A 25546-nucleotide genomic window follows, 5' to 3' on the forward strand; every position below is an offset into this window, starting at 1 on the left:
TCCCACATTTGGGCTGTGCTTCAACGCAACAAATAAGGGATATCCACTTTCACGGCGCCAGTCGGGCAGTCCTTTTCGCACGGCATGCAGTACCAGCATTCATCGAAGGCCATGTAGGCCTTTTGCGTGGCCGGGTTGATCGCCAGCAAGTCCATCGGGCAGACGTCGACGCACACCGTGCAGCCCTTGTGGGCGATGCAAAGGTCCTCGTCGACGGTGACCGGAGCCTTGGAGCGAAAGAATATTTCCTGGGGTTGGTAGGCCATTTCACGGTTTCTCTCTAGTGTCATGCTCAAGCCGCGTCGGCACCGACCCGCAACCGGTCGTAGGCCTGCATTTCATCGGCGTCCAGTGGGATGATGTAAGGTTCGATGGCTTTCTTGAAACTGGTCATCACGCCGTTTTCGCCCTTCTTCAAGTGGCAATGGCAGAACCAGTCGCTGTCGTTGCGTTGCGGGTGGTCGACCCGATAGTGGTAAAGCCCCCAGCGACTTTCGGCGCGGAACAATGAAGCACGGGCAGCCATTTCGGCGCAGTCGCGGATCATGCTGACTTCCATGGCGCGCATCAGTTCGTGGGCGTTGTGGGCCTTGATCTGATCCAGGTCACGCTGGATGTCGCTGAAGCGTTGCAGGCCGATCTGCATCTTCCTGGTCACTTTCGGCGGCTGCAGGTAGTCGTTGACGAAGCGGCGCAGCTTGTACTCGACCTGGGCCGGTGGCAGGCCGTGTTCGCGATCAAGGGGTGCGTAGACTCGCTGCTTTTCAATTGCGACCTGCTCGGCATCGAGCGCGGAAAACTCGCGTCCGGCGACAAAGTCCGCCGCGTTGGTGCCGGCAAACCAGCCATAGGTGAACGCACCGAGCATGTAGTTGTGCGGCACCGCGGCCATGTCACCGGCCGAATACAGGCCCTTGACCGAGGTCTCGGCCTTCTCGTTGACCCACACGCCCGACGCCGAATGTCCGCTGCAAAAACCGATCTCGGAGATGTGCATCTCGACCATTTGCGTGCGGTAATCGGTACCGCGATTGGCGTGGAACTGACCGCGACTCGGGCGCTCGTTGCTGTGCAGGATCTCTTCGATGTTCTGGATGGTTTCTTCGGCCAGGTGATCGAGCTTGAGGAACACCGGGCCGTTGCCACTTTCGAGCTCCTGATGGAACTCCCACATCATCTGGCCGCTCCAGTAGTCGCACTCGATGAAGCGCTCGCCCTTGTTGTTGGCGGTGTAGCCACCCAAGGGACCAGTGACGTAGGCGCAGGCCGGGCCGTTGTAGTCCTTGATCAGCGGGTTGATCTGGAAGCATTCCAGGTTCGCCAGTTCGGCTCCGGCGTGGTAGGCCATGGCGTAACCGTCGCCGGCATTGGTCGGGTTTTCGTAGGTGCCCATCAGGTAACCCGAAGCCGGCAGGCCCAGGCGTCCGGCGGAACCGCAGGCGAGGATCACGGCCTTGGCCTTGATCACATGGAAGTCGGCCGTGCGGCAATCGAAGCCCATCACGCCGTTGACCGCGCCCTCTTCGTCCTTGAGCAAACGGGTGCAGACCAGGCGATTGGTAATGCTGACCCGCGCCCGCTTCAACTGGCGATACAGGACTTTCTTGATGTCGTGGCCTTCCGGCATCGGCAGCACGTAGGCGCCCATGTGGTGAACCTTTTTCACCGCGTAGTCGCCGGTCTCGTCTTTCTCGAACTTCACGCCCCAGCGGTCTAGCTGTTCGATAGTCTCGAAGCTGTGGGTCGCGTAGGCATACACCGCGGCCTGATTGACGATGCCGTCGTTGGCGATGGTGATTTCCTTGGTGTACTGCTCCGGCGTGGAGTGGCCGGGAATGATCGCGTTGTTGAGGCCGTCCATGCCCATGCTGATCGCGCCGCTGCGCTTGACGTTGGCCTTGTCGATCAACAATACCCGCAAATCGCGGTTGCGTTCCTTGGCCTTGATCGCCGCCATCGGCCCGGCCGTGCCGCCGCCGATCACCACGATGTCGTATTCCTGCTCGAGAGTCGTTCGGGTCATGCCTGCGCCCCTTTTTGCCGGTCGATCCGCAGGCGGTACTGGAAGGCATCGCCACGGTAGTAAAGGTGTTCGAAGTCCACTGGGCGGCCTTCGGCGTCGTGGGTCAGGCGCTCGATGCGCATGATCGGCGAGCCGGCCTCGACGTTCAGCGCCTGGGTCAAGTCGCTGTCGGCCAGTACTGCGTCGATGGCCAGGTCGGCGTGGCCGAGGGCCAGTCCGCAGTCGTTTTCCAGGATCAGGAAAATGTCGCGGGTTACCAGATCGGCCTTCTCCAGGCGCTCGCCAAGGGCTTTGGGCAGGTAAGTGATTTCCAGCGAAATCGGTTCGCGGTTGATCAGGCGAACCCGCTTGATCTGCGCCACGGTCTCCCCTTCGGCGACCTGCAAGCGATCGGCGACCAGCTTGTCGGCAGCGATGAACTTGAAGCTGCGCAGGCGGTTGATCACCTCATATCCGCGACCGGTCATGGACTCGGCCAGGCCTTGCAAGGTGCTGACGTTCTGGAAGGTTTTCGGCTTGGCGACGAAGGTACCCTTGCCGTGGATTTTGAAGATCAACCCTTCCTTCTGCAGATCGCCGAGAGCCTGGCGCACCGTGATGCGACTGACCTTGAACAGCGCACCGAGCTCGCTTTCGGAAGGCATCTGGCTGTCTTGCGGGTATTCACCGTCGAGGATGCGCGCACGCAACACATCGCGCAGTTGGGTGTGCAGCGGAACGCTACTAAGCGATAGAACGTTATCGGTCATGAAGATCACTTGTCATAACGAGTTATGACGTGATCATAGAGTTCTAAGGAATGGCTGAGAAATACTGTTTGGGCATAAGGTTAGATGGAGATCAAAAGATCGCAGCCTTCGGCAGCTCCTACAGGTTTATGCGTTCCACCTGTAGGAGCTGCCGAAGGCTGCGATCTTTTGCTTTTACTCAGCCGATGCGCATGGCCCGCAGATCCAAACGACCATCCTTCAGCGGCGGGCACCAGTAGTAGCCGCCGGTGATCGGCCGGCTGATGCGGTACAAGCCGTCAGTGATTCCGTCTTCCAGGCCGCTCATGCGGCGCAGCTGGACTTCGAAGGCGTCGAGGGAAAAACCGAAGGCCAGGAACATCAACCCGGCTCGCTCGCCTTCGATCCATGGCATCGAGCGGCGAACCACGAACGCCTCAGGGGCAAAGCTCTCCTGGGCGGTGCGTTTGACGTGGGCCGAGATCGGTGCGTCGTCGAGTTCTTCGTTATCGCTCAGGCGACGTCCCATGATGTCATCCGTCTCATGGGACGCCATCGCGCGAAAGCCCTTGAGGTCATGCTGCCACTGCTGAAGCGCGGCGAAGCTGCCGCCCACCATGCCTTCGGCGCCCTCACCCACCAGCGCGGCGGCCGCGGCGGCTTCGTCACGGGGGTTTTCAGTGCCGTCTTCGTAACCGGTCAGGTCATGGCCGTTACGGTGACGGAAACCCTCGGTCACTTGCACCAGGCGCAGGGCCGGGGCCAACGCTGCTTCGAAGGCGTGGCTGCGGTTAAGCAGTTCGCCACGGTCGGTACCGTGCAACCAGCACCAGAGTGCCTGTTGCGTCGACGGATTGTCGACGCCGACACCGCTCAGCGCTGGAAACGCCCGCAAGCCTTCGACATGCCCGCCGAGGGCCTTGACCAGGGACTCACCGAAGCCGACCACCGCCGATTTGCCATCCACCAGTTGCGTCAGCTTGTCCAACGCAGCCGGCAGCGCCGCGGCCGATTCCAGGGCGAAGAACATGTGACGGGCGAGAGGCGGAACAGGGGTGGCAAGAATGCCCGGCTGGTAGTGACTCATGTGAACTCCTTATGAAAGAGCGCGGAGTTTAACCTCGGCACCAGCCATTGTGTGCTCCCAAGTCAAAAGATCGCGTTTCACCCCAACGCCGATTGCGGTCTACGCTTGAAGCACAATAATCACACCTTCACCCCTCTATTCTGCCCATCAGCGCTCGATTGCAGTTAAAAAAACTCATCAACAAGGCGTATAACCCTTGAACTGGATTCTTCAACGGCTAGCCATAAGCGCACGGCTGACATTACACACGGGGTAGCGACATGACGACCGCACAGATTCTTGGCAACCTGTTTCCCGACGCCGGCAGCATCCCGGAAAAATACCGTCTCGACGGCCAGACCGAACAACGCGAGTACCTGGTCGATGGCGTGTTGAAAACCTGGCCAGGTCCACTCGCCCAGGTGCGCAGCCCGGTTTACCTGAGCGGCCCTGGCGGCGATGAACAGGTCATCCTCGGCAGCACGCCGTTGCTGGATGCCGCCACCGCCTTGACCGCCCTCGACGCCGCCGTGCGTGCCTATGACCGCGGCCAGGGTTTGTGGCCGACCATGCGCGTGGCCGAGCGCATCCAGCATGTCGAGACCTTCCTGGGGCGCATGCGTGAACAGCGCGACGCGGTGGTGAAGCTACTGATGTGGGAAATCGGCAAGAACCTCAAGGATTCGGAAAAAGAGTTCGACCGTACCTGCGACTACATCGTCGACACCATCAACGCCCTCAAGGAACTCGACCGCCGCTCCAGCCGCTTCGAACTCGAGCAGGACACTCTCGGTCAGATCCGTCGCGTACCGCTGGGCGTGGCGCTGTGCATGGGGCCCTACAACTACCCGCTGAACGAAACCTTCACCACGCTGATCCCGGCGCTGATCATGGGCAATACCGTAGTGTTCAAGCCGGCCAAGCTTGGCGTGCTGCTGATTCGCCCGTTGCTGGAGGCCTTCCGGGACAGCTTCCCGGCCGGGGTGATCAACGTGATCTACGGCAGCGGGCGTGAGACGGTCAGTGCGCTGATGGCCAGCGGTAACATCGATATCTTTGCCTTCATCGGCACCAACAAGGCCGCCAGCGACCTGAAGAAATTGCACCCGCGCCCTCACCGCTTGCGCGCGGCATTGGGACTCGACGCGAAAAACCCCGGGATCGTCCTGCCGGAAGTGGACCTGGACAATGCGGTGACTGAAGCGCTCACCGGCTCCCTGTCATTCAACGGCCAGCGCTGCACCGCCCTGAAGATCCTGTTTGTCCACGAAGACGTGGTCGAGGCCTTCATCGAGAAATTCAACGCCAGACTGGCCACGCTCAAACCCGGCATGCCGTGGGACAGTGGCGTGGCGCTGACACCTTTGCCGGAATCGGGCAAGGTCGATTACCTGCACTCGCTGGTGGCCGATGCCGTGGGCAAGGGCGCGAAAGTGGTCAACCCCAATGGCGGCGAGGCGCGCGCATCGTTCTTCTACCCCGCCGTGTTGTACCCGGTGACGCCGCAGATGCGGGTCTACCAGGAAGAACAGTTCGGCCCGGTGGTGCCGATCGTGCCCTATCGTCACCTGGACACGGTGATCGACTACGTCCTCGAATCGGACTTCGGCCAGCAACTGAGTATCTTCGGCACGAACCCGGTGGCGGTCGGTCGACTGGTCGACACCTTCGCCAACCAGGTCGGGCGCATCAACCTCAACGCCCAATGCCAGCGCGGCCCGGACACCTACCCGTTCAATGGCCGGAAAAACTCCGCCGAGGGCACGCTGTCGGTGCACGACGCCCTGCGGGTGTTTTCGATTCGCACGCTGGTGGCGACCAAATTCCAGGAGACCAACAAGGATCTCATCAGCGAGATCATCAGTGGCCGCAGTTCAAGCTTCCTGACCACTGACTACATCTTCTGAGGAGAGCCGACCTGAGCGCATCCACGGCTCTTCGCCTGCCACCGCTACTGCGCCGGTTACTGCGTCCGCTATTGGACCCGTACCAGCGCTATCGCCACGCGCGGATGATCCATGCCGTGCGCGTGTCGCTCGGGTTGCTGGCGACGATCCTGCTGACCACCGGCATCCACCTGCCCCACGGCGAGTGGGCCTCAGTGACGATGCTGGTGGTGATCGGCGGCTTGCAGCACCATGGCAACATCGGCAAGAAAGCCGCCGAACGGGCCATCGGCACCCTGGTCGGGGCGGCTATCGGCCTGGTCCTGGTGGTGCAACAGTCCTGGCTCGGCATGCCGTGGCTGACCTATTTCGCCATGGCGGTGGTGTGCGGATTCTTCTCGTACCATGCCATCGGCAAAGGCGGATACACCGCGCTGCTGGCCGGTATCACCGTATTCATCGTCGCCGGGCATGGTGACAATCCGGTCACTGACGGGTTGTGGCGTGGGGTGGATATCCTGATCGGCATTGCCCTGGCCCTGGCATTTTCCTTCGCCCTGCCGCTCTATGCGGTCTATTCCTGGCGGTACAACCTGGCAGATGCGCTGCGTGATTGCGCGGCGGTCTACAGTCGTATCATCACCGGCCAATCGGTGACTGGCGACGAACACCTCAGGCTGATGGGGCGACTGAACACCGTGATGGTGCAACTGCGCTCCCTGATGCCATCGGTGTCCAAGGAAGTGAAGATTTCCATGACCGAACTCGATGCCATTCAACGTCAACTGCGCCTGTGTGTCAGCACCCTTGAGATACTGGGCAATACCCGACCGGATGCCGGCGACCTGCAGTCGGCCTTGAAGGCAGAGCATCGACTGATTCGCGTGCAACTGATTGCCATGGCCCGGGCGCTCAAGTCCGGCGTCCCCCACCGGCTGGAGCGCCCCGTGGCGCTACCGATGGTCAGGCTCGATGTGCCGGTCTACAACGCCCTGGACGGTTACCGCTTGTTGACTGAGCAACTGCTTGCCAACATTGGCGAGATGCGCCAGCGACTGGCCAGGACGGCGCCGCGCTGGAACATCTGAAACGCCTTACGAGGTAACGGTGCGCCGCAATTTCAAGCTCCAGCCCTGCTGCATGCCGGCCGCGGCCAGCAGGATTGCGGCCACCCCGATCCATTGCAGCGGTTCCAGGCGATGGCCGAAGGCAAACCAGTCGACGAAAATCGCCGCGATCGGGTAGATGAACGACAGCGCGCCGGTCAATGCCGTCGGCAATTTCTGGATCGCGCCGTACAACAGCACGTACATCACGCCAGTGTGCACGATGCCCAAGGTGACGAGGCTGCCCCAGGCACTCGGTTCCTGCGGCAGGGCCGAAAAGTGCGCGAATGGCGCAAGCAGCAATACGCCGGTGCTGACCTGGACCAACGCAATCAGATGCGGTGGCGTACCGGTCAGGCGCTTGATGATCAACGCGGCAATCGCATAGAGGAACGCGGCGCCCAAGGCCAGGACGATCCCTATCAGGTACTCGTTACCGCTCTCGCCCTCCCCGCCATGTGCGCTGACAATCGCCAGCATGCCGAGAAACGAAACGCCCAGCCATGCCAGTTTCTGCAGGGTGATTTTCTCGTTGAGGAACACCGCCGCCAGCCCCACCAGCATGAACGGCTGGACGTTGTAGACCGCCGTACCGATGGCTATCGAAGCCCGGGAATAAGAGGCGAACAACAACACCCAGTTGCCGACGATCGCCACACCGCTGAGCACCGCCAACAGGAAGGTGGTACGGGTGAGGATGCCAGGGCGAAGAAAGCCGAACGCCGCGCAAATCAGCAGCAGCGCACCGGCCCCGAACAGGCAGCGCCAGAACACCACGTCCAGCACCGGTTGCCCGGAAACCAGCACGAACCAGCCGATGGTCCCGGAGATCAGCATGGCGGCGGTCATTTCGAACGAGCCGCGACGTATTGAGTTGTCCATCATCAGACTCCTGTGGTTGATGGGCAAAGTATGCCAATCGACCGGGGGCTGCTCCAGCGCAAAAAGCAGGCTAAACTTCGAATCTGCCTTTTATGCGAAGGCGATTTCGCAAAATTGCCTAATTGAGGTTTTCGCCATGACCGATGACATCGACCAGGTGCTGATCACCGCCTTGATGGAAGACTCGCGACGTTCGCTCAAGGCCCTGGCGCAAATCAGCGGCCTGTCCTCGCCCAGCGTCGCCGAGCGCCTGCGGCGTCTCGAAGAGCGCGGTGTGCTCAAGGGTTATACCGTGGAAATCGACCCGAAATGCTTCGGTTATCAGCTGCAGGCCATCGTGCGCATTCGCCCGCTGCCCGGCCAGTTGCAGGAAGTGGAACGGCAGATCATGGCGATTCCCGAGTTCACCGAATGCGACAAGGTCACCGGTGACGACTGCTTCATCGCCCGCCTGCATGTACGCTCGATGGAACAACTGGACACCCTGCTCGACCGCCTCAACACTCACGCCGAAACCAACACCGCCATCGTCAAGAAAACCCCGGTCAAGCGACGCCTGCCGCCAATGGCCTAGCCGCCGGTACATTTGCCAAGAACAAAAAAAAACCCGCCGAAGCGGGTTTTTTCAATCATGGCTGGCGATCAATCATCGCGGCTCATGATGCCAAACAGCTGCAACAAGCTGATGAACAGGTTGTAGATCGATACATACAGGCTGATGGTGGCCATGATGTAGTTACGCTCGCCGCCGTGGATGATGGCGCTGGTCTGGAACAGGATGCAGACCGAGGAAAACAGCACGAAGCCCGCGCTGATCGCCAGTTGCAGGCCGCTGATCTGGAAGAAGAAGCTCGCAACCACCGCACCCAGCAACACGAAGAAACCCGCCGTGATGAAGCCACTGAGGAAACTCATGTCCTTGCGCGAGATCAGCACATAAGCCGACAGGCCACCGAATACCAGTGCGGTCATGGCAAAGGCCGAGCTAACCACTTCGGCGCCGCCCTGCATGCCCAGGTAACGGTTGAGGATCGGGCCGAGCAGGAAACCCATGAAACCGGTCAGGGCAAAGGCCGACACCAGGCCCCAGGCGGAATCACGAAGCTTATTGGTGAGGAAGAAAAGGCCGTAGAAGCCGATCAGCACCACGAAAATGTTCGGGTAGCCGACACGCATCTGCTGGGCAACGTACGCCATCACACCACTGAAGGCGAGCGTCAGAGCCAGCAAGCCGTATGTGTTGCGCAGGACGCGGCTAACCTCTAGCTGCTCAGCCTGCACGCTGTTGTTCACTGCGTAATCCTGTTCGCGCATGGCGACACTCCTGTTGGTTTGAAACGTTCAGTCGCAAAGATCATAACAGACGCCCTGTAACAAGCTATGCAGAGAGTTTGACAGTGTGTTTCATTCAGGTATTATGGCGCCCGCAACACAAACGGAGGTGTGGCCGAGTGGTTTAAGGCAACGGTCTTGAAAACCGTCGACTGTAACAGGTCCATGAGTTCGAATCCCATCGCCTCCGCCATCTTATGTATGACAAAGCCCTGATTATTCAGGGCTTTGTCGTTTCCGGGATTTGGATTTCCCTTTCGGTACTTCTGTAAAACAAGGAGGTTGCATGAACAACATGGACACGATGAAGCTGATGCTTATGCTGCTGGCCAGCACGACCAGCTGCGCTGCACTGGCCGCCGAAAAAACCTTTGCGCTGACCGCATTCAGCAGTGTTGAGGTCCGGCAGGGAGTGAACCTGTCGATCAAATGCGCTGCAACGTCATCAATGGTGGTCTCAGGCTCTGCCGATACGCTGAACAAGCTTCAGGTGACGACAGACAACAAGGCGTTATTTCTGGTGAATGACGCAGTGGAAAATGTTCGCGTCGTCTCCCCTACCCTGGATATCACGCTATATACCAGCGCGCCACTGACGGGGTTGACGGGAAAAGCAGGGGTAAAAATCGTGGCACCTGCCTGTGCCGTCGATCCGTCCAGGCTGACGGTGGCAGGCAGCATGGGCACTGACATCCAGATCGAGGGCAAGACGGGTGAACTGGTCCTTGACCTGGCGATGGGCAGCACCTTCAACAAAAAACCGTTGCCCTTCATTGCGGATGTGGCCAATGTGCGCATGAGCATGGGGGCGGCATCGTCCCTGTGCCATATCCCCCGGATCAACGGCAACCTGTCTGCCGGCGCACGTATGTCTGTCAGTCCATCGGCTCAGGTCGACAACAGCGCCACAGGCGCCTACGCCAGCGAAATTTCAACCTCCGAGTGTTTGTAAACGGCAGGAATGAACAGGCCACTCTCCGCTTGATGGAAAACGGGACGAATTGTTCCGTTTGTGGCCCCCCTCCCTTTACCTCCTTTTACACTCCTTTACACCCTTCACAGCCTTACATCTGTAAAAGTTCAACCGAGCGCTTTGGACGCGGCCCCCCTGCATCCCCCGGCACCGTTAGTCTGGCGGTGGCGGATACGACGCCTGCCCGCAAACCCTCAAAGCAGCCACTCAATGGCAAAATCCGCTTACCCAGATCATTTCGGAGATCACAATGCTTCGCGTGTTTGAACGAAGGCTCGATCCATTCCCTCCCGACGAAGCACCGCCGCCGCCTGTCGGCCTGATGCGGTTCCTGTGGGCCTGCACGCGCGGCGCCCGCGGTTATATCCTTGCGTTGGCGCTGCTCAGTGCCAGTGTGTCGATCTACGAAGCCTGGTTATTTTCCTTTCTTGGGCAGGTCGTGGACCTGCTCTCGACCTGGCAGGCCGGTGGCGATGCGAACGGGCAGGAAAGTTCTGTGCTGTGGGGTATCGCGACAGTGTTGGTCACCAGCATTGGGCTGGTGGCGCTACGTACCATGGTGCAGCACCAGATATTGGCCATCAACCTGCCGTTGCGGCTGCGCTGGGACTTCCATCGACTGATGCTGCGGCAAAGCCTTTCGTTCTTTTCCGATGAGTTCTCCGGTCGGGTCACCACCAAGGTGATGCAGACTGCACTGGGCGTGCGCGAAGTCCTGTTCACCCTTATCGAAATCGCACCCGGAATTGGCGTTTATTTCATTGCGATCATCGCACTGGCCGGCGGCTTCGCCCTGAAACTCATGCTGCCTTTTATTGCCTGGGTCGCGTTGTTCGGGCTGGCCATGCTGTACTTTGTGCCGCGCCTGGGGCGAGTCGGGCAGGAACAGGCCCATGCGCGATCGTCGATGACGGGGCGTATTTCAGATGCCTATAGCAACATCACCACCGTGAAACTGTTCTCGCACTCCAATCGTGAAGCGCATTTTGCGCGCGCGGCAATGGAGGACTTCAAGCAAACCGGCTTCCGCCAGATGCGCCTGGTCAGCCAGTTCGAGATCGTCAACCAGGCGCTGGTGGTGATGTTGATCATGGCCGCTGGCGGCTATGCCCTGTGGCTCTGGCACCAGGGCGAGGTCGGCGCGGGAGCGGTGGCGGCAATTACGGCCATGGCGTTGCGTATCAATGGCATGTCGCACTGGATCATGTGGCAGATGGCTTCGCTGTTCGAAAGCATCGGCACCGTGCAGGATGGCATGGCAACCCTGACCCGAGGTCCCAAGGTGCAGGACGCGCCGAACGCTGGCGTACTGGTGCCCTCTGGCGGCGCGGTGACCTTTGACAACGTGAGCTTCAACTACAACGGTGAACGCCAGGTGCTCGACGGATTGAGCCTGACTATCCACCCAGGCGAAAAAATCGGCCTGGTGGGCCGTTCCGGCGCAGGCAAATCGACGCTGATCAATCTGCTGCTGCGCTTCTATGACGTCGACAGCGGTGAGATTCGCATCGACGGGCAAAACATCGCTCAGGTGACACAAGACAGTCTGCGGGCCGCTATCGGCATGGTCACCCAGGATACGTCCCTGCTGCACCGCTCGATTCGCGACAACATCGCCTACGGCCGCCCGGACGCGACCGACGCCCAGGTGCGCAGCGCCGCGATTAATGCCCAAGCCGACGGTTTCATCAGCCAACTGAGTGATCGGCAAGGCCATAGCGGCTATGACACCCTGGTGGGTGAGCGCGGCATCAAGCTCTCGGGCGGCCAGCGCCAACGCATTGCCATCGCCCGGGTGATGCTCAAGAACGCGCCAATTCTGTTGTTGGACGAGGCCACGAGTGCCCTGGATTCTGAAGTTGAAGTCGCCATCCAGGAAAGCCTCGATGAAATGATGCAGGGCAAGACCGTCATCGCCATCGCCCATCGGCTGTCGACGATTGCGGCCATGGATCGACTCATTGTCATGGACGAGGGACGTATCATCGAACAGGGTACCCATGCGCAATTGCTGGCAAAAAACGGCACCTACGCGCGGCTGTGGCAGCATCAAAGTGGTGGTTTCCTGGGAGAGGATCAGGGGGTGGCTGAGGCGATGGATCAGGCGTGAGAGTGAATGGCGAGAGCGAACGCCGCCGATGGTCGTAGCATCTCGCCTGCCACCGGCCTGTGGCTAAGCTTAATGAATCGGGGAGAATTGAAACCTGGGTACTCCCAAAGGAGACGATCATGTATGCGGTAATAAGAACCTACCTCGGTGCAGGAGCCAAACAGCTTTTCGACCTTTTGGAACAGCGCCAGACCGACGTCGAAGCGCTCCTGCGGACAGTGCCTGGCCTCGTCAGCTACACACTGCTCAATACCGGGGATGGTGGGACCTCAGTGACGGTTTGCACGGACAAGGCCGGCAGCGATGCGAGCTTGAAAGTTGCACGCGAATGGATTCAGAAAAATGCATCGAATATCCACGCGAACCCGCCGATCGTGACGGAAGGTCCGGTGATTGTGCAGATCAATTAGCGCGTCCTTGCGACTGATCTCAATCCTATCGAAATCAAGCCCCGAAAAAATCGGGGCTTGATGATTCAGACAGCATCAGGGTTTGCGTCCTCCACCTCCGCTCATCCCGTCATCTTTGCGTCCCATATCAGACTTATCGCGATCATCGGCAAAATTACCGCCGCGTCCGCTTCCTTGCCCAGTGCTGGACGATTGGTCAGCCCTGTTGCCTTGTTGTCCGCCTGAAGCCTGGCCGCCTTTCTGGCCTGGCTTGGTCATATTTTCCTTATCATCGGCAAATTCGCCTCCGCGATTGCCTTGCCCGCCTCCGGACATGCGATCGTTATCGCGCGATTGTTGCCCGCCGGAAGCCTGACCACCTTTTTTACCGGCTTCATTGGTCTTGTCCCAGTCGCTGCCGGGATTTTTATTTCCTGTATTGGCCATTTTCATTCACCTCTGCATCGTTGGTACGAGCTTGGGCCCGTATACGTCGGAGGACGCACAAAACAGAAAGTTTGAACCGAATTATCGTACTTGCGACGAGTGGATCCGGGCATTTGGTTCAATTGGAATTGCGCTCATTCGATGGATGGCGAGCATCGGATAGAGCGGCAATCTGCGAGGGTTTCAAGATCAACCGCTCGATGTTTACTAGACTTGATAACGCGTGGAAGTCCTCCAGGCATCATCCAGGTAGTCTATCGATGACTGAACATATCGTGCATTTTCATTGCCAGATCGATCAGGGAACGACTGAGCGCTTCCGGGACTGTTGCCTCGAAGCCATCGATGAAGGCGCCACCTCCCTACTCCTCAATCTGTCTACGAGCGGCGGTAGCACCAACTTTGGATTCACCCTCTATACGTTCCTGAAGTCACTGCCGGTACCGCTGTGCGCAATCAACGCGGGTAACATCGAATCCATGGGCATCATCATGTTCCTGGCGGCAGGCCGGCGCATCACCTCCCCTCACTCACGCTTCCTGATCCACCCGATGAACTGGTACTTCAGCCAGAAATCGGTCGACCACCAGCGCCTGCGCGAATACCTGTCGAGCCTTGATAACGACCTTGCGCGTTACGTGCAGATTTTCACCCTCGAAACGGCTGAGGCAGAGACCAAGCTCGACATTTTCCATTGCCTTTCGGCGGAAGAAAAAGTCATCGCTGCACACGAATCCCTGGCCTATGGCATTGCCCATGAGATGAAGCAGATGATGTTCGCTGACGATGTCAAGCATTGGAAAGTCAGCGGTGGATGAACCGGGTGCAATGGTTCCGCCATGGACGGGCGTCCCGTGCGCGATGCTGCCTGTTGCTGAACCCCTGGGCGCGGACGGACTGATTCGCAAGGCGATGATCTACGCCAACATCATCGGCTGTGACCTCGGCCCGAAGATCACCCCCATCGGCAGTCTCGCCACCCTCCTCTGGCTGCACGTGCTCGAACGCAAGGACATGCGCATCACCTGGGGCTACTACTTCAAGGTTGGTATCCACACATCCTGCTGTTGTACGGCTCGACCCGCGAACGCTCGTTCAGCCGCCTGCTGGTCGAAGAAGCCGCGCGCCTGCTGGAGCATTTCGGCGCAGAGACGCGCATCTTCAATCCGTCCAGTTTGCCGCTGCCCGACGATGCTCCTGCCGCCCACCCCAAAGTCCAGGAGCTGCGCGAACTGTTGCAGTGGTCCAAAGGCCAGGTCGGGTGTTCGCCGGAACGCCATGGCGCGATGTCGGCCTTGTTCAAGGCGCAGATCGACTGGGTTCCCCTGGAACTCGGTGCCGTTCGCCCCACCCAGGGCAAGACGCTTGCAGTGATGCAGGTGTGTGGCGGCTCGCAGACGTTCAACGTGGTCAATCAGCTTCTTCGGCCATAATGACCTGTCATGCACAGCCATCGGCGGGAACCTTTCAGATGATCTCGATTGAACTGCACGCGGCCCAACGCGACGAACTGCAGACCATTGAAAACCTGATGCAGTTCTACACCTATGATTTCAGCGAGTGGGTGCCGCTGAAGCTGGGTGAGCATGGCTTCTTCAATATCCTGCCCCTCTCGGACTACTGGCGAAAACCCGCGACCCAGGCATTTCTGATCCGGGTCGATGGGGAGTTGGCCGGGTTCGTCACCGTGGATGACGAAATCCACGTGCCCGATGCCCGCTACAACATCGGTTATCTGTTCGTCAGTCGGGGCTTTCGTGGCCAGGGCGTCGCCAGGTTTGTCGTGTCCACCCTGTTGAACCGACTCCCCGGTCGATGGCAAATTTTCCATGTCGAGGCGAACCAGCCGGCACGGCTGTTCTGGGCGGCGGTGATTCCTGAGGCGACGCAAAACCGGTTCAGCGCTCATCAACTGTACATCCAGGGGTTGCCGTGCACTGTTTACTGTTTTGAGAAAGCGTAAGCCCTGTCCCTGTAGGAGCGAGCATGCTCGCGAAAAACCTGAGGGCACCACGGGGTGTCAGGCTCCCCGCGTCATCGTTGACCTCTATCGCGAGCATGCTCGCTCCTACATGGGGGTAGAGGAAGACCCTCCGTCTAATTCCAAATCAGCTTTGTCAGACAATATGTAGTGACTAAAAATATTCACTACAAAACCGTTGACGCCTTCGATTTGCCCTTGCATGATGCAGACGTCTCCCCGATCGGGAGTACTGGTAACACGCTTGAGCAAGCTCGTCTGACCGCCGAGCTGTTTTTTCCGGATACACGCTGCCCACAAGGCAGATTGAAGAAGCTGACCTGGCCTGAACGTCCAGTACAAGGGCGAGAAGCGCTGGCGATCCATCCTCATGATGCTTGTGGCCGACCCTGAAAACGTCGGCAGGGGCCAAAGGTTATCGCCGCTTCTCTTCGTTGTGACGCTATTGCGTAGCAGTTATTCAACACGACTACATGCAACAGACGCGGGACCCCGTCGATTTCGGCGGACGACTGCTGACGTCCTGGTTTCGGTGCCAGGGATCAACTAACCGATGGGCTACATGTATTAGCGAATCAACTTTGAAAGATCACCAAATGGTCAAGGGGGCTTTATCATGAATCTGAACAATCAACCAACTATCGAAGAACTGGCTCGCATGTTCGCGGCGCAAAAAGACAGCCACGACAGCCATATCCTGTGGATCAGCAAATCGGGCCAGGTGCATATCGACTGCCTGTCGCCACATGCCCACGAAGCGGAGTTCGACCAGAACAACCAGAACCTGCTGGCCCGATTGAAAATGTACCGTCGCGGCCATGGCTATGTTGGCAAGAAGGCCGCAGCCGACAAGGACTTCATCGGTAATGTCCTGCAAACGCTTAAACAGGCCTGGGACTCGCTGCAGGGCCAGAACGAAGTTCGGGTGATTGACCGGTTCTACTGATAATCCATAGCCATAAGAAGTCCCCTCTCAAGTTTTTTGAGCGGGGACTTTTTTGTTTACTACGTAAAATCAAGCAAGGTAGCGAAGCAGCAGTCCGTTTTGCCCGTAACCCGTGTCCAGTTTTCCATTGAGAAGAAACACGTAAACATGACGACACGCTCACCGTTCACGTTGGCGTTGCCCGACAACACAAGTTTATCCTCACAAACTTGCACCATGCGAAGGATGACTGATGGATATTCCGAATGTCGGGTATCTACGTAATATTTACCCCGTTGAAACTCGGATCAGGTTGACCATTTTTCAGCAGACGTATGAGAAGCCCCCCATACACCATCAAGATCTTTTCATCGGCAGATATCAGAAGGGGGTCGACGGGTCGCCGTCGATTAATAGCTCACCCTTAAAATCGTCGGAACCTGGGGATTCGTCAGGCAGTGGGATGACTGATTTCCATGGTGACTACACGGGTTCAGCCCCGGAGCTTTATTAAGTCGGCGAAAAGCATGGCGCGTCTACTGTCAAACTTGACAGTAGACAACCCCACCTTTTGCAGAGAAAACCGTAAAGGTGCCTCTCACGTTCGAACAATATAAAGATGCTGCGACAGGCCTTTTTTAGCGTTTGATGCCCAGATCTATTTGGGTCATGCGACTGCGAATGGTGAACACACCATCACCTGAAAGAATTGCACTGCGCGCAAATAGCCGCCCGCTCTCCCAATTCGACAGGCCCAGCTCCGGCTTGTTGAGTGCGTACTGACCATCGACCCAACGGGTGATCCCGTTGCCGACAAAAGGCGCGTTGACCGCGTTGTAGAAGCGTTCCTGAGTCGCTGCAGCTTCGCTGAGCAGCGACACGGTGAACTGCGGGCTGTAGCGATTGAACAAGGCGATGGCGCTGTCCAGGTCGTCGACGATCTTCAGGCTGACTTCGGGGGTTTCTTCCCACTCCCACTCGCGACCCAGTTGATCTTCCGGCAACGCTTCGGCCAGTGCTTCGGTGCGGTAGCCTTCGGCGCGGTAGACCTCGACGCTGGCGGTTTGCCAATCCGCCGGCAGGAACGCTTCGCTGCCTTCCACGATGTGCAACTTGCAGCCCTGCCCCCGTGCCTTGCCTGCCTGTTGCAGCGCATCGAGAAACAGCGGCACCAGGTCAGCGGCGCGGTCGCGCTGGATAAGGCAGACGTTCAGGGTGTTGCAGACCTTGCGGTCCAGGGAGTTGCGCACCACAGCGGCGAAGCGCGTGGCATCTGCGTCGATGTCGGCGATCAACCAGGCACCACCGGTGCCATGGAGGCTGACGGCGGTGCCGGCCTGTTGCGCGATGCTGCCCAATTGACTGACGGCGCGCCCCGAACCACGGGCGACGGCCAGGGACAGACGGCGGTCGGCGAACATCGCCCACCCGGCGGCGTGATTGACGCTTTCCACCAACGACACCGCACCGGCTGGTAATCCGGTGGCGTTCAATGCCGGGTTCAATGCGTGAGTGACGATGGCCTGGGCCGTGCCCAACGCGTCGCTGCCAATGCGCAGCACCGCGGTGTTACCGGTGCGCAACACACCGGCGGCATCGGCGAAGACATTCGGCCTGCCCTCGAAGACGAACGCGACGATACCCAGCGGCGAGACCACCTGTTCGACTTTCCAGCCGTCGTGCTCAACGCAACTGATCACTTTGCCGCGGGTGGCCGATGCATCGCGCCAGGCGCGCAGGCCGGCAATCATGTCGCGACGCATGCGCTCATCGGCCAGCAAACGCGTGGTCGAGCGGCCACGAGCCTTGGCCCGCTCGATGTCGGCCAGGTTTGCGGCCTCGATCAAGGCCCAGCACTCAGGCGTCTCCAGGCGTTGGGCAAACTCATCGAAGAAGGCGCTGATGGCCTGGTCCGACACCGTCGACATCGCCTTGAACGCCGCTTCGGCACGTTCGATCGCCACCGCTGCCGCTTGCTGGTCAGCCACCGGAATCAGCAACAGTTCGCCGCTGACCTGCTCCACCAACAGGTGGTCACCGGGCGCAAAGCGTGCCGCCAGTTCGGGGCTGACCACAGTGACACGATTACCGGCGAAAGGGATCGGCGTGCCAGCGACTAGACGTTCGAGCGCAAGAGACATGAAGCGGTATCACCATGCAATGGGCGGGCAGAAAATGTATAGCAAAAGCCGCCGAGCGTCATCCGCCACAGCCCTGCGCCGATAATCGCAAACCCGCCGGTGCCAGCCTGGCCCACCTACGCTTAAAGCGTACCCCCGCGTTTGCTGTTTCGAAGGAGGCCGTCATGAGCAACGAATTCAGAAGCCATGGCGCAGCCCTTGACGACGAAGGTCTGGAAAACGCCCTGGACCTGGCCAAAGTCAGCGCTGCACAACTGTGGGCTGTTCTGGCAGTAGAAACCTCCGGCAACGGATTCTTTTCCGATCGCCGTCCGAAAATCCTTTTCGAGCGTCACGTCTTCAGCCGCTTGACCCACCAGGCGTTTGACGCACAACACCCCGATATCAGCAGCAAAAGCCCTGGCAACTATGGTGCGTCGGGGGACCACCAGTACGACCGGCTCAACCAGGCGATCGAGCTTGACCGCAATGCGGCGCTGCAAAGCACGTCGTGGGGGCTGGGCCAGATCATGGGGTTCAACTTCGCTTCCACCGGTTCTGCAGACGTTGAATCGATGGTCAGGCGCATGGTCCTGTCAGAGAACGAACAACTGTTGTGTATGGTCGGCACGTTGATCGGTGGCGGCTCCATCGCCGCGCTACGGGCCAAGGATTGGGCGAACTTCGCCCGTCGTTACAACGGCCCCAACTACGCCATCAACAACTACGACGTGCGGCTCAGTGCCGCGTATCAGAAGTTCTCTTACGGCGGAACGCCCGACCTGAGGATTCGCACCGCGCAAACCTACCTGACGTACCTGGGCTGGCACCCCGGCACGATTGACGGCATTGTCGGCAAACAGACCCGGGATGCGATGAACCTGTATCAGGCCAAAGAAGGCCTGGAACTGACCACGGTGCTCGATGACGAGACGCTGGCGCATCTGCGCAGCCGGGTTCTGGCGTTGCCGCTCTGACTTGATGCCCACAAAGGTCCCTGTGGGAGCGGGCCCGCTCCCACATTTAAATGCATTCGAACTGAACGTATCAAAGTGTGTACAGACCCGCCCCTGACACACCAGGCCTTCAAATTCCCGTGCCAACGACATACCGCAGATACACCCGGTTGATGAAATACCTCTCAACGGCCCCCCCGGTCCGACATCCCTGTCTTGAAGGAGATCAACCATGAACGCCACTATTTCATCGGCCGTGAAAGGCCTGCACCTGAACCTTGACCGTGCCGGCAGCTGGATCGCGCCACTGTCCTTGCGGGTGTTCCTCGCCTGGGAGTTCTTCGAGTCGGGCCTGGAAAAATTCAATGGCGAAAACTGGTTCGCCGACATCCAGGACCGCTTCCTGTTCCCGTTCAACCACCTGCCGGCCACGCTGAATTGGGAACTGTCGATGTGGGTCGAGCTGATCTGCGCGCTCGCCCTGCTGGTGGGCCTGGCCACACGCTTCTCGGCGATCAGCCTGATCGTGGTGACCATCGTCGCGACCGCCGCGGTGCACTGGCCGGCAGACTGGTCGACCTTGAGCGAACTGGCCCAGGGTTACTCCATCAGCAACAAAGGTTTTGGTAACTTCAAGCTGCCGCTGATTTATCTCGCCGCCCTTGTGCCGTTGCTGCTTTCGGGTCCTGGCAAGTTCAGCGTCGATGCGTTGCTGGCCCGGATTTTCTGGCGCCGCAACCAGCACTGAAACAACGGAGTACTGCCTTACCGCCTTACTGTAGGAGCGAGCATGCTCGCTCCTACAGTGGATCTACCTTTTCCACTGTCTCCGGATGCGCACTGCGTTCATGCACATGGGCATGCGGGGTGCGGTCGATCAGCAGGCTGAGCAGTTCCGGACGGCTGTAGTGGCCGCGCGAATCCATCATGCGCTTGCGCTTGTCGATCAGGCTCATGTCGAGGTCGACGATCACCTCGCCTTCACCCTCGGTCAACGCACCCAGTACCACGCCATCCGGGCTGATGATCGCGGTGTAGCAACCGCCGGAAATCGGCCCGATCGGGCAGCCGGTGTCGGCCATTATCTGCGCCTGTTGCTCAGGGCTGAGCCAGGCGGTGGAGTTGACCACGAAGCACGCCGCTTCCAATGCGTGCTGGCGGATACTGACTTCCATCTGTGAGGTGAACAGCGGGCCGGCAAACGAGCCGGGGTACATCGAGGCGTGGATCTGTTCGCCATCGGCCATCAAGGCGTAGCGGGCCAGCGGGTTGTAATGTTCCCAGCACGCCAGTTGGCCGATGCGCCCCACCGCGCTGTCGGTGGCGCGCAGGCCGGACCCGTCGCCCATGCCCCAGATCATGCGTTCATGGTAAGTCGGGGAGATCTTGCGGCGGCTCTGGATCAGTGAGCCGTCGGCGTCGAACAACAATTGGGTGTTGTACAACGTACCGCCATCTCGTTCGTTGACACCGATGGACACGACCATGCCGGCCTCTCGGGCGGCAGCGCCAATGGCATCGGTCGCCGCCGACGGCACCGTCACGGCCTGGTCCAGCAGCTTGAGATGTTCGGCGCCCATGGCAAAGGGCGCCTGGACGAACGAGAAATACGGGTAGTACGGCACGACGGTTTCGGGAAACACGGCGAACTGCACGCCCTGCTCACCCAGCTCGAGAATTTTCTCGACGACTTTGTTGACGGTGCCTTCACGGCTGTGGAGCACGGGGCTGATTTGTACGGCGGCGGCTTTGACAAAGGTCATGGCGGCGATCTCATTGAGGGAATGGGTTTCAACGAGACAAATATTACGAAAATAATATTGTGACTTGAATGTCGTATACACCACCTTTTAGGTCATCAACCTCGATTGGCCCGCTGAATCACCTGGGGCGGTTGCCCGAAAGCTCGCAGGAAAGCCCGGCGCATTCGCTCCCTGTCACCAAAGCCGGTTTCGGTTGCCACCACATCGATCGAGTGCCGGCCGGTTTCCATCATCAACCGCGCGGCCTCCACCCTCAGGCTTTCGATAGCCTTGGCCGGCGATTGCCCGGTTTCGGCATTGAACACTCGGCTGAATTGTCGCGGGCTGAGATTGGCGGCGTTGGCCAGTTCCTCAACCGACAAATCGGACTTCAGGTTCTGCTTGGCGTACGTCAATGCTGCCTGGATGCGATCGGTCCTGGGCTGCAACTCCAGCATGACCGAAAACTGCGACTGCCCGCCCGCCCGGCGGTGATACACCACCAACTGCCGGGCGACCCGGCGCGCGACTTCCGCGCCCAGATCGATTTCCACCAGGGCCAGCGCCAGATCGACACACGCGCTCATGCCGGCGGCGGTCCAGATATTTCCGTCGTTGATAAAAATCCGGTCTTCCTCAACCTTCACCTTCGGAAACGCCCGCTGCAACGACGCCGCATGACACCAGTGGGTGGTTGCTCGCCGGCCATCGAGCAAACCGGCTTCGGCCAGGGCAATGGCACCGGTGCAGATCGAACCCAGGCGGCGGGTGCCCTGGCTGGCATGGCGCAAAAAGTCCACCAGCCCTTTCGATGGCGGGCGAATCAAGTTATCGCCCATGACCAACAGCGTATCGAACGAACACGGGTCAAATGGCTTGGTCTCCACAGCGAACCCTGCGGAGGTTTGCACCATGCCGCCGTGTTCGGACACCAGGACAATGCTGTACACCGGTTCATCGGCCGCACTGTTGGCCAGTTCGAATGTGGCACACATGGCCAGGCCCAGAACCTGGAAACCGGGGTAAACGATGAGTCCGATGCGATGCATGGCGTTCGTCCAGAATGACCTTAAAGGAGGCATGACCGATTATTCAGCCAGAGCACCGCACTGTACACCTGCCGCCGTAGTGCGGGTGAATAGCCGATCGACGGCAATTCGGTCAGGCAATCGTTCATTCAGGCCATTCCCCTTCATTTATTGGGTCTATACATAACAGTACACAGTTGGCCGCAAACAAGAGGCACAGGCCATGGACAGCAAGGATTCGGGCACAAATCTGGCCCTCTGGTTGCCAGGCAGTGCAGTCATCCTGAGTCTGGTGGTATCGATGTTCGCCCTCACCCGCGAACCCTTCCTGGAGCCGCGCCCCATCGGTGCCCAGTTCCAGGCACAACTGCCCATCGAGGCCCGGTTGTGGCAGGACCCTTTCGACGCGGTGGAGCGTTATCGCAAGAAGCTTGCCGACAGCAAGAACCCGGACGCCGAGAACGTTTGCAGCCCCGACCTCTCGCCCCTGAGCGCAGGACAATCGGCGCCCGACATCATGGTCGCGCTGGTCGAGGGTGGCCCCTACGCCGATGAAGTCGAACGGCGCCGGCGCATTCGCTATGCCTTGCTGGCCGGGTTCAAGAATTCCCACCGGGTGCCGGATCAGGAGCAGTACATCCACTGCCTGAAGCTGGCCGCCAACCTGTCACTCGAGGCACCGCAGAAAAACGCTTTCGTCGATACGCCCTACGAAGTGTTCGTGTCCAATCCGTTCGATCCACCGCAGGCGCTTGAAGGCAAGCCCGCACCCTCCGACCGAACGATCGTGTTCTGGTTGAAACAGGACGCGCTCGGCTCGATGCCGCTGCAACAGCTCGAAACGCTTCGTGACAGCCTGAAAAAAAAAGTCGCCATGGCCTGCACGCCAGCACCTTGCATCGAACCCTCGGCCAATGCCGTCTTGAAGGTCATAGGCCCCTCGACCTCGACCGTGCTGCGCGACATGTTCCAGGACCAGGACATCGGCAAGGCCTCGCCGAACATCGAAATCTATTCGCCGCTGGCCACGGCCGACAACGAGACACTGGATCGTGGCTACCAGAAGCTGTCGCCGCCGCTGGCCAACCGCGAGCCGATGAAGCTGCTGCGCACCGTCAGTGACGATGGCACCATGACCCAACTGATGCTTGAAGAACTGAAGCTGCGCCGCGTCGACCCGGCCGCCGGCGTGCGTTGCAGCGAAGGCAAACTGAGCCGGATCGGCTCACCCTGCACCGGCAATCTTCGCCGCAGCGCCAACCGCATCGCGTTGATTTCCGAGTGGGACAGTTTCTACAGCCGTGCCCTGATCGAAAGCTTCAAGCTGCAGGTGGCCAGGGACGCCCGACTCGGCGACGGTGAAAACCATAAGGGTGCCGTCGACCAGTGGATCTTGCGCTTCAGTTACTTGCGCGGGCTCGACGGGCGTCTGCCGGAAGAATCAGCGAGCACCGATAAAACCGCCAGCTACGATGCCAGCAAAAACGCCCGTGGCGCATCCGCCATCGACCTCAGCCCGCTGGAGAAATCCGACGGCAACTCCCAGCTCGATTATCTGCGACGCCTCGCCGACCACATCGCCAGCGAAGACGCGGCCTATCGACGCGATGGCGAAAGTGGCATCGGCGCCATCGGTATCCTGGGTGTCGATGCCTACGACAAGCTGCTGGTGCTGCAGGCCCTCAAGAGCCGAATGCCTTACAAACTGTACTTCTCCACCGACCTTGACGCGCGCATGCTGCAACGGGGCCAGGCGCAAACCACGCGCAACCTGATCCTCGCCGCACCCTATGGCCTGACGCTGACTCGCGCCCTGCAACAGGACGTGCCGCCATTTCGCGACAGCCTGCAAAGTGCCGTGTTCATTTCAGTACTGGCGGCCTTGGCGCCGCAATCCTTTGATGCCAAGCGCGCGAAATTCGACTATTCCAAATCGGAGCTGCTCTCGCCGGGCATCTACGAAGTGGGCATCAGTGGCTTTATTCCCCTGGCCACGCGACTGGGCGCCTCACGCCCGACCAGTTGCCAGGCGCCCACCCAAGCCCAGTCGGAGCGCGGTGTGCTGCCCCACGATCTGATGGCGTTGCGCTGCCTGCAAGATCCCTCGCCGCCGCCCTACCCTGAGCCCTCCCAGTCACTGCGCGAGCGTTTCAAACACAGCCAATCGTTCTTTTGGGCCGGACCTTTGACACTCACCCTGCTGAGCATCGCTGCGTTCATTCTCTGGTGGCGCATCGAGGGCCCCCAGGACGAACACGACACACGCCTGGCGTGGGTGCGCGGCGTGCCTATTACGCTGTTCATGGTCGCGGCGGCCTGCGCCTTCATTGCCACGCGCTACTGGCATGCGGAATTCCTGTGGTTCACCTTCGTGCTAGTGCTGCTGGGCATCCTGTCGTCGAACCTGCTCCGTCGCTCCACGCGGCGATTGGCACTGGCCCAGGACGCGACGTCGAGTGTGACCCCAGGTTCATACGATGCCTGGGCGTGGTACTTCGTGGTCCCGCTGGTGGTGTTCATTCTCGCGTTGATGCTGGCGTACCAGATGCGCAGCACCTTGACCGACAACGGCCTGGGCGAGCCGATGTTCTTGCTCGAAGGCATCAGCGCCTGGCCGACCGTAGCATTGCGCCTGCTGGCCGTGCTGATCTCGCTCTCGGCGTTGACCTGGGGGTGGCGCAAGCTGCGCATCAATCGCGCGGAGATCGAAAGTGCCTTCCATCTGCGCCTGCACATGCGCAAATACCAGACAACCCTGTGGGGCCAGGTACAGCGATTGATCCGCCGCGGCAAAGGCTGGAGCCTGCGCCGCTGGTGCAATGAGCTTGGCCATTGGCTGTTGCTGATTTTCTTCCCGCTGATGAGTGCCAACGAAGACTGGTCGAAGTCCTGCGCGGCCGCCCAGGCCCGCTGCACGGACGGACGCAAGATGATCGTCATTGCGCGCTTCTGGGGTGAGCACTGCATCTGTGGTTCATTCGGTGCCCGTCTGTTGCGGGCGTTACTCGCTACCTGGGCCTACGTCGTGGTCACCAGCGTGTTGTTCGTGATCTGGCCGATGGAAGGCACGCCCGTGCGCGGTGCATCGGATTGGTGGATGTTGAACTGGCTGATTCCGACGCTGACGTTCCAGGTGCTGGTGTTCTGGGTCATGGATGCCAACCTGTTGCTGACGCGCTTCATCCGTCATCTGAGCGAGCACCATGCGATCTGGCCAGGGACGTTGCAGGCCGAACACAAGAAAATCTTCGGCATGCTCAAGCATCCCTGCATCGACGAGTGGGTGGATCTGCAACTGATCGCCAAGCGTACGTCGGCGGTCAATCGGCTGATCTACGCACCGACCGTGGTGCTGTTGATCCTGCTGGCCTCACGCAGCAGCCTGTTCGACAACTGGCCAACACCGCCAGGGCTGATGATTTCCTACCTGCTGACCGCGTTGCTGCTGCTCGGCTCTGCGCTCACCCTGCGTCGAGCCGCGGAAAAGGCCCGCACGGTGGCCTTGCAACGAATCGACGCCTATTTACTGGAAACACCGGAGTCGACGCCGGGCTATGCCAAGTTCAAGATGATTCGCGAACGGGTTGCAACGCTCAACACCGGTTCGTTTTCGCGCTATTCCGAAGACCCATTGATCCGTTCGTTGCTGCTGTCCCTGACAGGTATCGGCGGTTCGGCGATTGTCGATGCGTTGAACTATGCGAAGTTTTGATCAGTTGCTGTTCACAAGTAGGGGACGGGGTGTATATCCATTGCTGCGGTAACGGCCACTTAGGGTTTCGCCCTTACGGCGAGTCACTTTCGAAAAGCGCGAAAGTAACCAAAGCGCTCTTGCCCCACCACTCGGTGCCT

General features: G+C 59.6%; 22 protein-coding genes, 1 tRNA gene and 2 pseudogenes. 15 read left to right on the forward strand and 10 right to left on the reverse strand.

Annotation, left to right across the window (positions count from 1 at the left end; all coding sequences use genetic code 11):
• Positions 1-20: 20 nt before the first annotated feature.
• The 4 genes from AC1Q8Q_RS26940 to AC1Q8Q_RS26955 all read right to left on the reverse strand — a co-directional run bounded on the left by AC1Q8Q_RS26940 (position 21) and on the right by AC1Q8Q_RS26955 (position 3838).
• Positions 21-266, reverse strand: coding sequence for a 4Fe-4S dicluster domain-containing protein (locus AC1Q8Q_RS26940; protein WP_168759190.1), 246 nt, complete (start codon positions 264-266; stop codon positions 21-23).
• Between the two features lie 26 nt (positions 267-292).
• Entirely contained in the window at positions 293-2023 is a 1731-nt protein-coding gene (locus tag AC1Q8Q_RS26945) for a fumarate reductase/succinate dehydrogenase flavoprotein subunit (RefSeq protein ID WP_492615728.1), read from the reverse strand.
• On the reverse strand, positions 2020-2772 hold the full coding sequence (locus tag AC1Q8Q_RS26950) for a GntR family transcriptional regulator (protein ID WP_033042528.1): 753 nt from the start codon (positions 2770-2772) through the stop codon (positions 2020-2022). The genes AC1Q8Q_RS26945 and AC1Q8Q_RS26950 overlap by 4 nt, the downstream gene beginning before the upstream one ends.
• 178 nt (positions 2773-2950) lie before the next feature.
• Complete coding sequence (locus tag AC1Q8Q_RS26955) at positions 2951-3838, reverse strand: Dyp-type peroxidase (protein ID WP_492615729.1); 888 nt, start codon at positions 3836-3838, stop codon at positions 2951-2953.
• A gap of 260 nt (positions 3839-4098) precedes the next feature.
• Here AC1Q8Q_RS26955 and AC1Q8Q_RS26960 point away from each other — a divergent pair, with 260 nt between their 5' ends.
• Positions 4099-5724, forward strand: coding sequence for an NADP-dependent glyceraldehyde-3-phosphate dehydrogenase (locus tag AC1Q8Q_RS26960; RefSeq protein WP_020799171.1), 1626 nt, complete (start codon positions 4099-4101; stop codon positions 5722-5724).
• Positions 5725-5828: 104 nt separating this feature from the next.
• Positions 5829-6791, forward strand: coding sequence for an FUSC family protein (locus AC1Q8Q_RS26965; RefSeq protein WP_052024714.1), 963 nt, complete (start codon positions 5829-5831; stop codon positions 6789-6791).
• 6 nt (positions 6792-6797) lie between these two features.
• Here the strand turns inward: AC1Q8Q_RS26965 and AC1Q8Q_RS26970 are convergent, their stop codons facing one another.
• Entirely contained in the window at positions 6798-7691 is an 894-nt protein-coding gene (locus tag AC1Q8Q_RS26970; protein WP_033045090.1) for a DMT family transporter, read from the reverse strand.
• 136 nt (positions 7692-7827) lie between these two features.
• Here AC1Q8Q_RS26970 and AC1Q8Q_RS26975 point away from each other — a divergent pair, with 136 nt between their 5' ends.
• The gene (locus tag AC1Q8Q_RS26975; RefSeq protein ID WP_007987480.1) at positions 7828-8265 is read left to right on the forward strand and encodes an Lrp/AsnC family transcriptional regulator; all 438 of its coding nucleotides are present in this window, start codon (positions 7828-7830) and stop codon (positions 8263-8265) included.
• 68 nt (positions 8266-8333) lie between these two features.
• On the opposite strand, the gene AC1Q8Q_RS26980 is transcribed toward AC1Q8Q_RS26975, so the two are convergent.
• Entirely contained in the window at positions 8334-9005 is a 672-nt protein-coding gene (locus AC1Q8Q_RS26980; protein ID WP_008060078.1) for a Bax inhibitor-1/YccA family protein, read from the reverse strand.
• Between the two features lie 123 nt (positions 9006-9128).
• Between AC1Q8Q_RS26980 and AC1Q8Q_RS26985 the strand changes: the two genes are divergently transcribed.
• The 4 genes from AC1Q8Q_RS26985 to AC1Q8Q_RS27000 all read left to right on the forward strand — a co-directional run bounded on the left by AC1Q8Q_RS26985 (position 9129) and on the right by AC1Q8Q_RS27000 (position 12516).
• Positions 9129-9216: transfer RNA gene (locus AC1Q8Q_RS26985), tRNA-Ser, on the forward strand.
• Between the two features lie 93 nt (positions 9217-9309).
• Positions 9310-9975 carry a GIN domain-containing protein gene (locus AC1Q8Q_RS26990; RefSeq protein ID WP_168758288.1) on the forward strand — a complete coding sequence of 222 codons (666 nt, stop codon included), beginning with the start codon at positions 9310-9312 and terminating at the stop codon, positions 9973-9975.
• Positions 9976-10246: 271 nt separating this feature from the next.
• Positions 10247-12106: an ABC transporter ATP-binding protein gene (locus AC1Q8Q_RS26995; protein WP_020800059.1), complete on the forward strand. Its 1860-nt coding sequence runs from the start codon at positions 10247-10249 to the stop codon at positions 12104-12106.
• A gap of 119 nt (positions 12107-12225) precedes the next feature.
• Positions 12226-12516 carry a hypothetical protein gene (locus AC1Q8Q_RS27000; protein ID WP_020800060.1) on the forward strand — a complete coding sequence of 97 codons (291 nt, stop codon included), beginning with the start codon at positions 12226-12228 and terminating at the stop codon, positions 12514-12516.
• 75 nt (positions 12517-12591) lie between these two features.
• Here AC1Q8Q_RS27000 and AC1Q8Q_RS27005 read toward each other — a convergent pair whose 3' ends face one another.
• On the reverse strand, positions 12592-12942 hold the full coding sequence (locus tag AC1Q8Q_RS27005) for a hypothetical protein (RefSeq protein WP_020800061.1): 351 nt from the start codon (positions 12940-12942) through the stop codon (positions 12592-12594).
• 260 nt (positions 12943-13202) lie between these two features.
• Here AC1Q8Q_RS27005 and AC1Q8Q_RS27010 point away from each other — a divergent pair, with 260 nt between their 5' ends.
• The 5 genes and pseudogenes from AC1Q8Q_RS27010 (at position 13203) to AC1Q8Q_RS27030 (ending at position 15869) form a co-directional block, all read left to right on the forward strand.
• On the forward strand, positions 13203-13760 hold the full coding sequence (locus AC1Q8Q_RS27010) for an ATP-dependent Clp protease proteolytic subunit (protein ID WP_020800062.1): 558 nt from the start codon (positions 13203-13205) through the stop codon (positions 13758-13760).
• Between the two features lie 76 nt (positions 13761-13836).
• A pseudogene (locus AC1Q8Q_RS27015) lies at positions 13837-13992 on the forward strand (ArsB/NhaD family transporter); the annotation flags it as partial.
• Positions 13968-14363: pseudogene (locus AC1Q8Q_RS27020) on the forward strand (NAD(P)H-dependent oxidoreductase); the annotation flags it as partial. The pseudogenes AC1Q8Q_RS27015 and AC1Q8Q_RS27020, both read left to right, overlap by 25 nt.
• 50 nt (positions 14364-14413) lie before the next feature.
• A complete protein-coding gene (locus tag AC1Q8Q_RS27025) occupies positions 14414-14905 on the forward strand; it encodes a GNAT family N-acetyltransferase (RefSeq protein WP_020800064.1) in 492 nt (163 codons plus the stop codon).
• Between the two features lie 634 nt (positions 14906-15539).
• Positions 15540-15869, forward strand: a complete 330-nt coding sequence (locus AC1Q8Q_RS27030) for a hypothetical protein (protein ID WP_020800065.1) — start codon at positions 15540-15542, stop codon at positions 15867-15869.
• Between the two features lie 617 nt (positions 15870-16486).
• On the opposite strand, the gene AC1Q8Q_RS27035 is transcribed toward AC1Q8Q_RS27030, so the two are convergent.
• Complete coding sequence (locus AC1Q8Q_RS27035; RefSeq protein ID WP_033042902.1) at positions 16487-17989, reverse strand: aldehyde dehydrogenase family protein; 1503 nt, start codon at positions 17987-17989, stop codon at positions 16487-16489.
• Between the two features lie 164 nt (positions 17990-18153).
• Here AC1Q8Q_RS27035 and AC1Q8Q_RS27040 point away from each other — a divergent pair, with 164 nt between their 5' ends.
• Positions 18154-18945: an N-acetylmuramidase domain-containing protein gene (locus tag AC1Q8Q_RS27040; protein WP_020800068.1), complete on the forward strand. Its 792-nt coding sequence runs from the start codon at positions 18154-18156 to the stop codon at positions 18943-18945.
• A 211-nt stretch (positions 18946-19156) separates the two neighbouring features.
• A complete protein-coding gene (locus AC1Q8Q_RS27045; RefSeq protein WP_020800069.1) occupies positions 19157-19672 on the forward strand; it encodes an HvfX family Cu-binding RiPP maturation protein in 516 nt (171 codons plus the stop codon).
• 52 nt (positions 19673-19724) lie between these two features.
• On the opposite strand, the gene AC1Q8Q_RS27050 is transcribed toward AC1Q8Q_RS27045, so the two are convergent.
• The gene (locus AC1Q8Q_RS27050; protein WP_020800070.1) at positions 19725-20687 is read right to left on the reverse strand and encodes a Nit6803 family nitrilase; all 963 of its coding nucleotides are present in this window, start codon (positions 20685-20687) and stop codon (positions 19725-19727) included.
• A gap of 95 nt (positions 20688-20782) precedes the next feature.
• Positions 20783-21715, reverse strand: coding sequence for a GlxA family transcriptional regulator (locus tag AC1Q8Q_RS27055; protein WP_033042903.1), 933 nt, complete (start codon positions 21713-21715; stop codon positions 20783-20785).
• A gap of 202 nt (positions 21716-21917) precedes the next feature.
• Between AC1Q8Q_RS27055 and AC1Q8Q_RS27060 the strand changes: the two genes are divergently transcribed.
• Positions 21918-25406 (forward strand): hypothetical protein, encoded by a 3489-nt coding sequence (locus AC1Q8Q_RS27060; protein WP_020800072.1) that lies wholly within the window; start codon positions 21918-21920, stop codon positions 25404-25406.
• The last annotated feature ends 140 nt before the right edge of the window (positions 25407-25546 follow it).

It is taken from the genome of Pseudomonas sp. GW823-FHT06B06, from assembly GCF_058795195.1.

Bases quoted from the DNA above. Each gene is read 5' to 3' on its own strand.
- AC1Q8Q_RS26995 (WP_020800059.1), top strand. From the start codon at position 10,247: ATGCTTCGCGTGTTTGAACGAAGGCTCGATCCATTCCCTCCCGACGAA.
- AC1Q8Q_RS26980 (WP_008060078.1), bottom strand. From the start codon at position 9,005: ATGCGCGAACAGGATTACGCAGTGAACAACAGCGTGCAGGCTGAGCAG.
- AC1Q8Q_RS26975 (WP_007987480.1), top strand. From the start codon at position 7,828: ATGACCGATGACATCGACCAGGTGCTGATCACCGCCTTGATGGAAGAC.
- AC1Q8Q_RS26965 (WP_052024714.1), top strand. From the start codon at position 5,829: ATGATCCATGCCGTGCGCGTGTCGCTCGGGTTGCTGGCGACGATCCTG.
- AC1Q8Q_RS27045 (WP_020800069.1), top strand. From the start codon at position 19,157: ATGAACGCCACTATTTCATCGGCCGTGAAAGGCCTGCACCTGAACCTT.
- AC1Q8Q_RS26940 (WP_168759190.1), bottom strand. From the start codon at position 266: ATGGCCTACCAACCCCAGGAAATATTCTTTCGCTCCAAGGCTCCGGTC.
- AC1Q8Q_RS26990 (WP_168758288.1), top strand. From the start codon at position 9,310: ATGAACAACATGGACACGATGAAGCTGATGCTTATGCTGCTGGCCAGC.
- AC1Q8Q_RS27050 (WP_020800070.1), bottom strand. From the start codon at position 20,687: ATGACCTTTGTCAAAGCCGCCGCCGTACAAATCAGCCCCGTGCTCCAC.
- AC1Q8Q_RS27025 (WP_020800064.1), top strand. From the start codon at position 14,414: ATGATCTCGATTGAACTGCACGCGGCCCAACGCGACGAACTGCAGACC.
- AC1Q8Q_RS26970 (WP_033045090.1), bottom strand. From the start codon at position 7,691: ATGGACAACTCAATACGTCGCGGCTCGTTCGAAATGACCGCCGCCATG.
- AC1Q8Q_RS27000 (WP_020800060.1), top strand. From the start codon at position 12,226: ATGTATGCGGTAATAAGAACCTACCTCGGTGCAGGAGCCAAACAGCTT.
- AC1Q8Q_RS26950 (WP_033042528.1), bottom strand. From the start codon at position 2,772: ATGACCGATAACGTTCTATCGCTTAGTAGCGTTCCGCTGCACACCCAA.
- AC1Q8Q_RS27030 (WP_020800065.1), top strand. From the start codon at position 15,540: ATGAATCTGAACAATCAACCAACTATCGAAGAACTGGCTCGCATGTTC.
- AC1Q8Q_RS26955 (WP_492615729.1), bottom strand. From the start codon at position 3,838: ATGAGTCACTACCAGCCGGGCATTCTTGCCACCCCTGTTCCGCCTCTC.
- AC1Q8Q_RS26945 (WP_492615728.1), bottom strand. From the start codon at position 2,023: ATGACCCGAACGACTCTCGAGCAGGAATACGACATCGTGGTGATCGGC.
- AC1Q8Q_RS27055 (WP_033042903.1), bottom strand. From the start codon at position 21,715: ATGCATCGCATCGGACTCATCGTTTACCCCGGTTTCCAGGTTCTGGGC.
- AC1Q8Q_RS27060 (WP_020800072.1), top strand. From the start codon at position 21,918: ATGGACAGCAAGGATTCGGGCACAAATCTGGCCCTCTGGTTGCCAGGC.
- AC1Q8Q_RS27010 (WP_020800062.1), top strand. From the start codon at position 13,203: ATGACTGAACATATCGTGCATTTTCATTGCCAGATCGATCAGGGAACG.
- AC1Q8Q_RS27005 (WP_020800061.1), bottom strand. From the start codon at position 12,942: ATGGCCAATACAGGAAATAAAAATCCCGGCAGCGACTGGGACAAGACC.
- AC1Q8Q_RS27035 (WP_033042902.1), bottom strand. From the start codon at position 17,989: ATGTCTCTTGCGCTCGAACGTCTAGTCGCTGGCACGCCGATCCCTTTC.
- AC1Q8Q_RS26960 (WP_020799171.1), top strand. From the start codon at position 4,099: ATGACGACCGCACAGATTCTTGGCAACCTGTTTCCCGACGCCGGCAGC.
- AC1Q8Q_RS27040 (WP_020800068.1), top strand. From the start codon at position 18,154: ATGAGCAACGAATTCAGAAGCCATGGCGCAGCCCTTGACGACGAAGGT.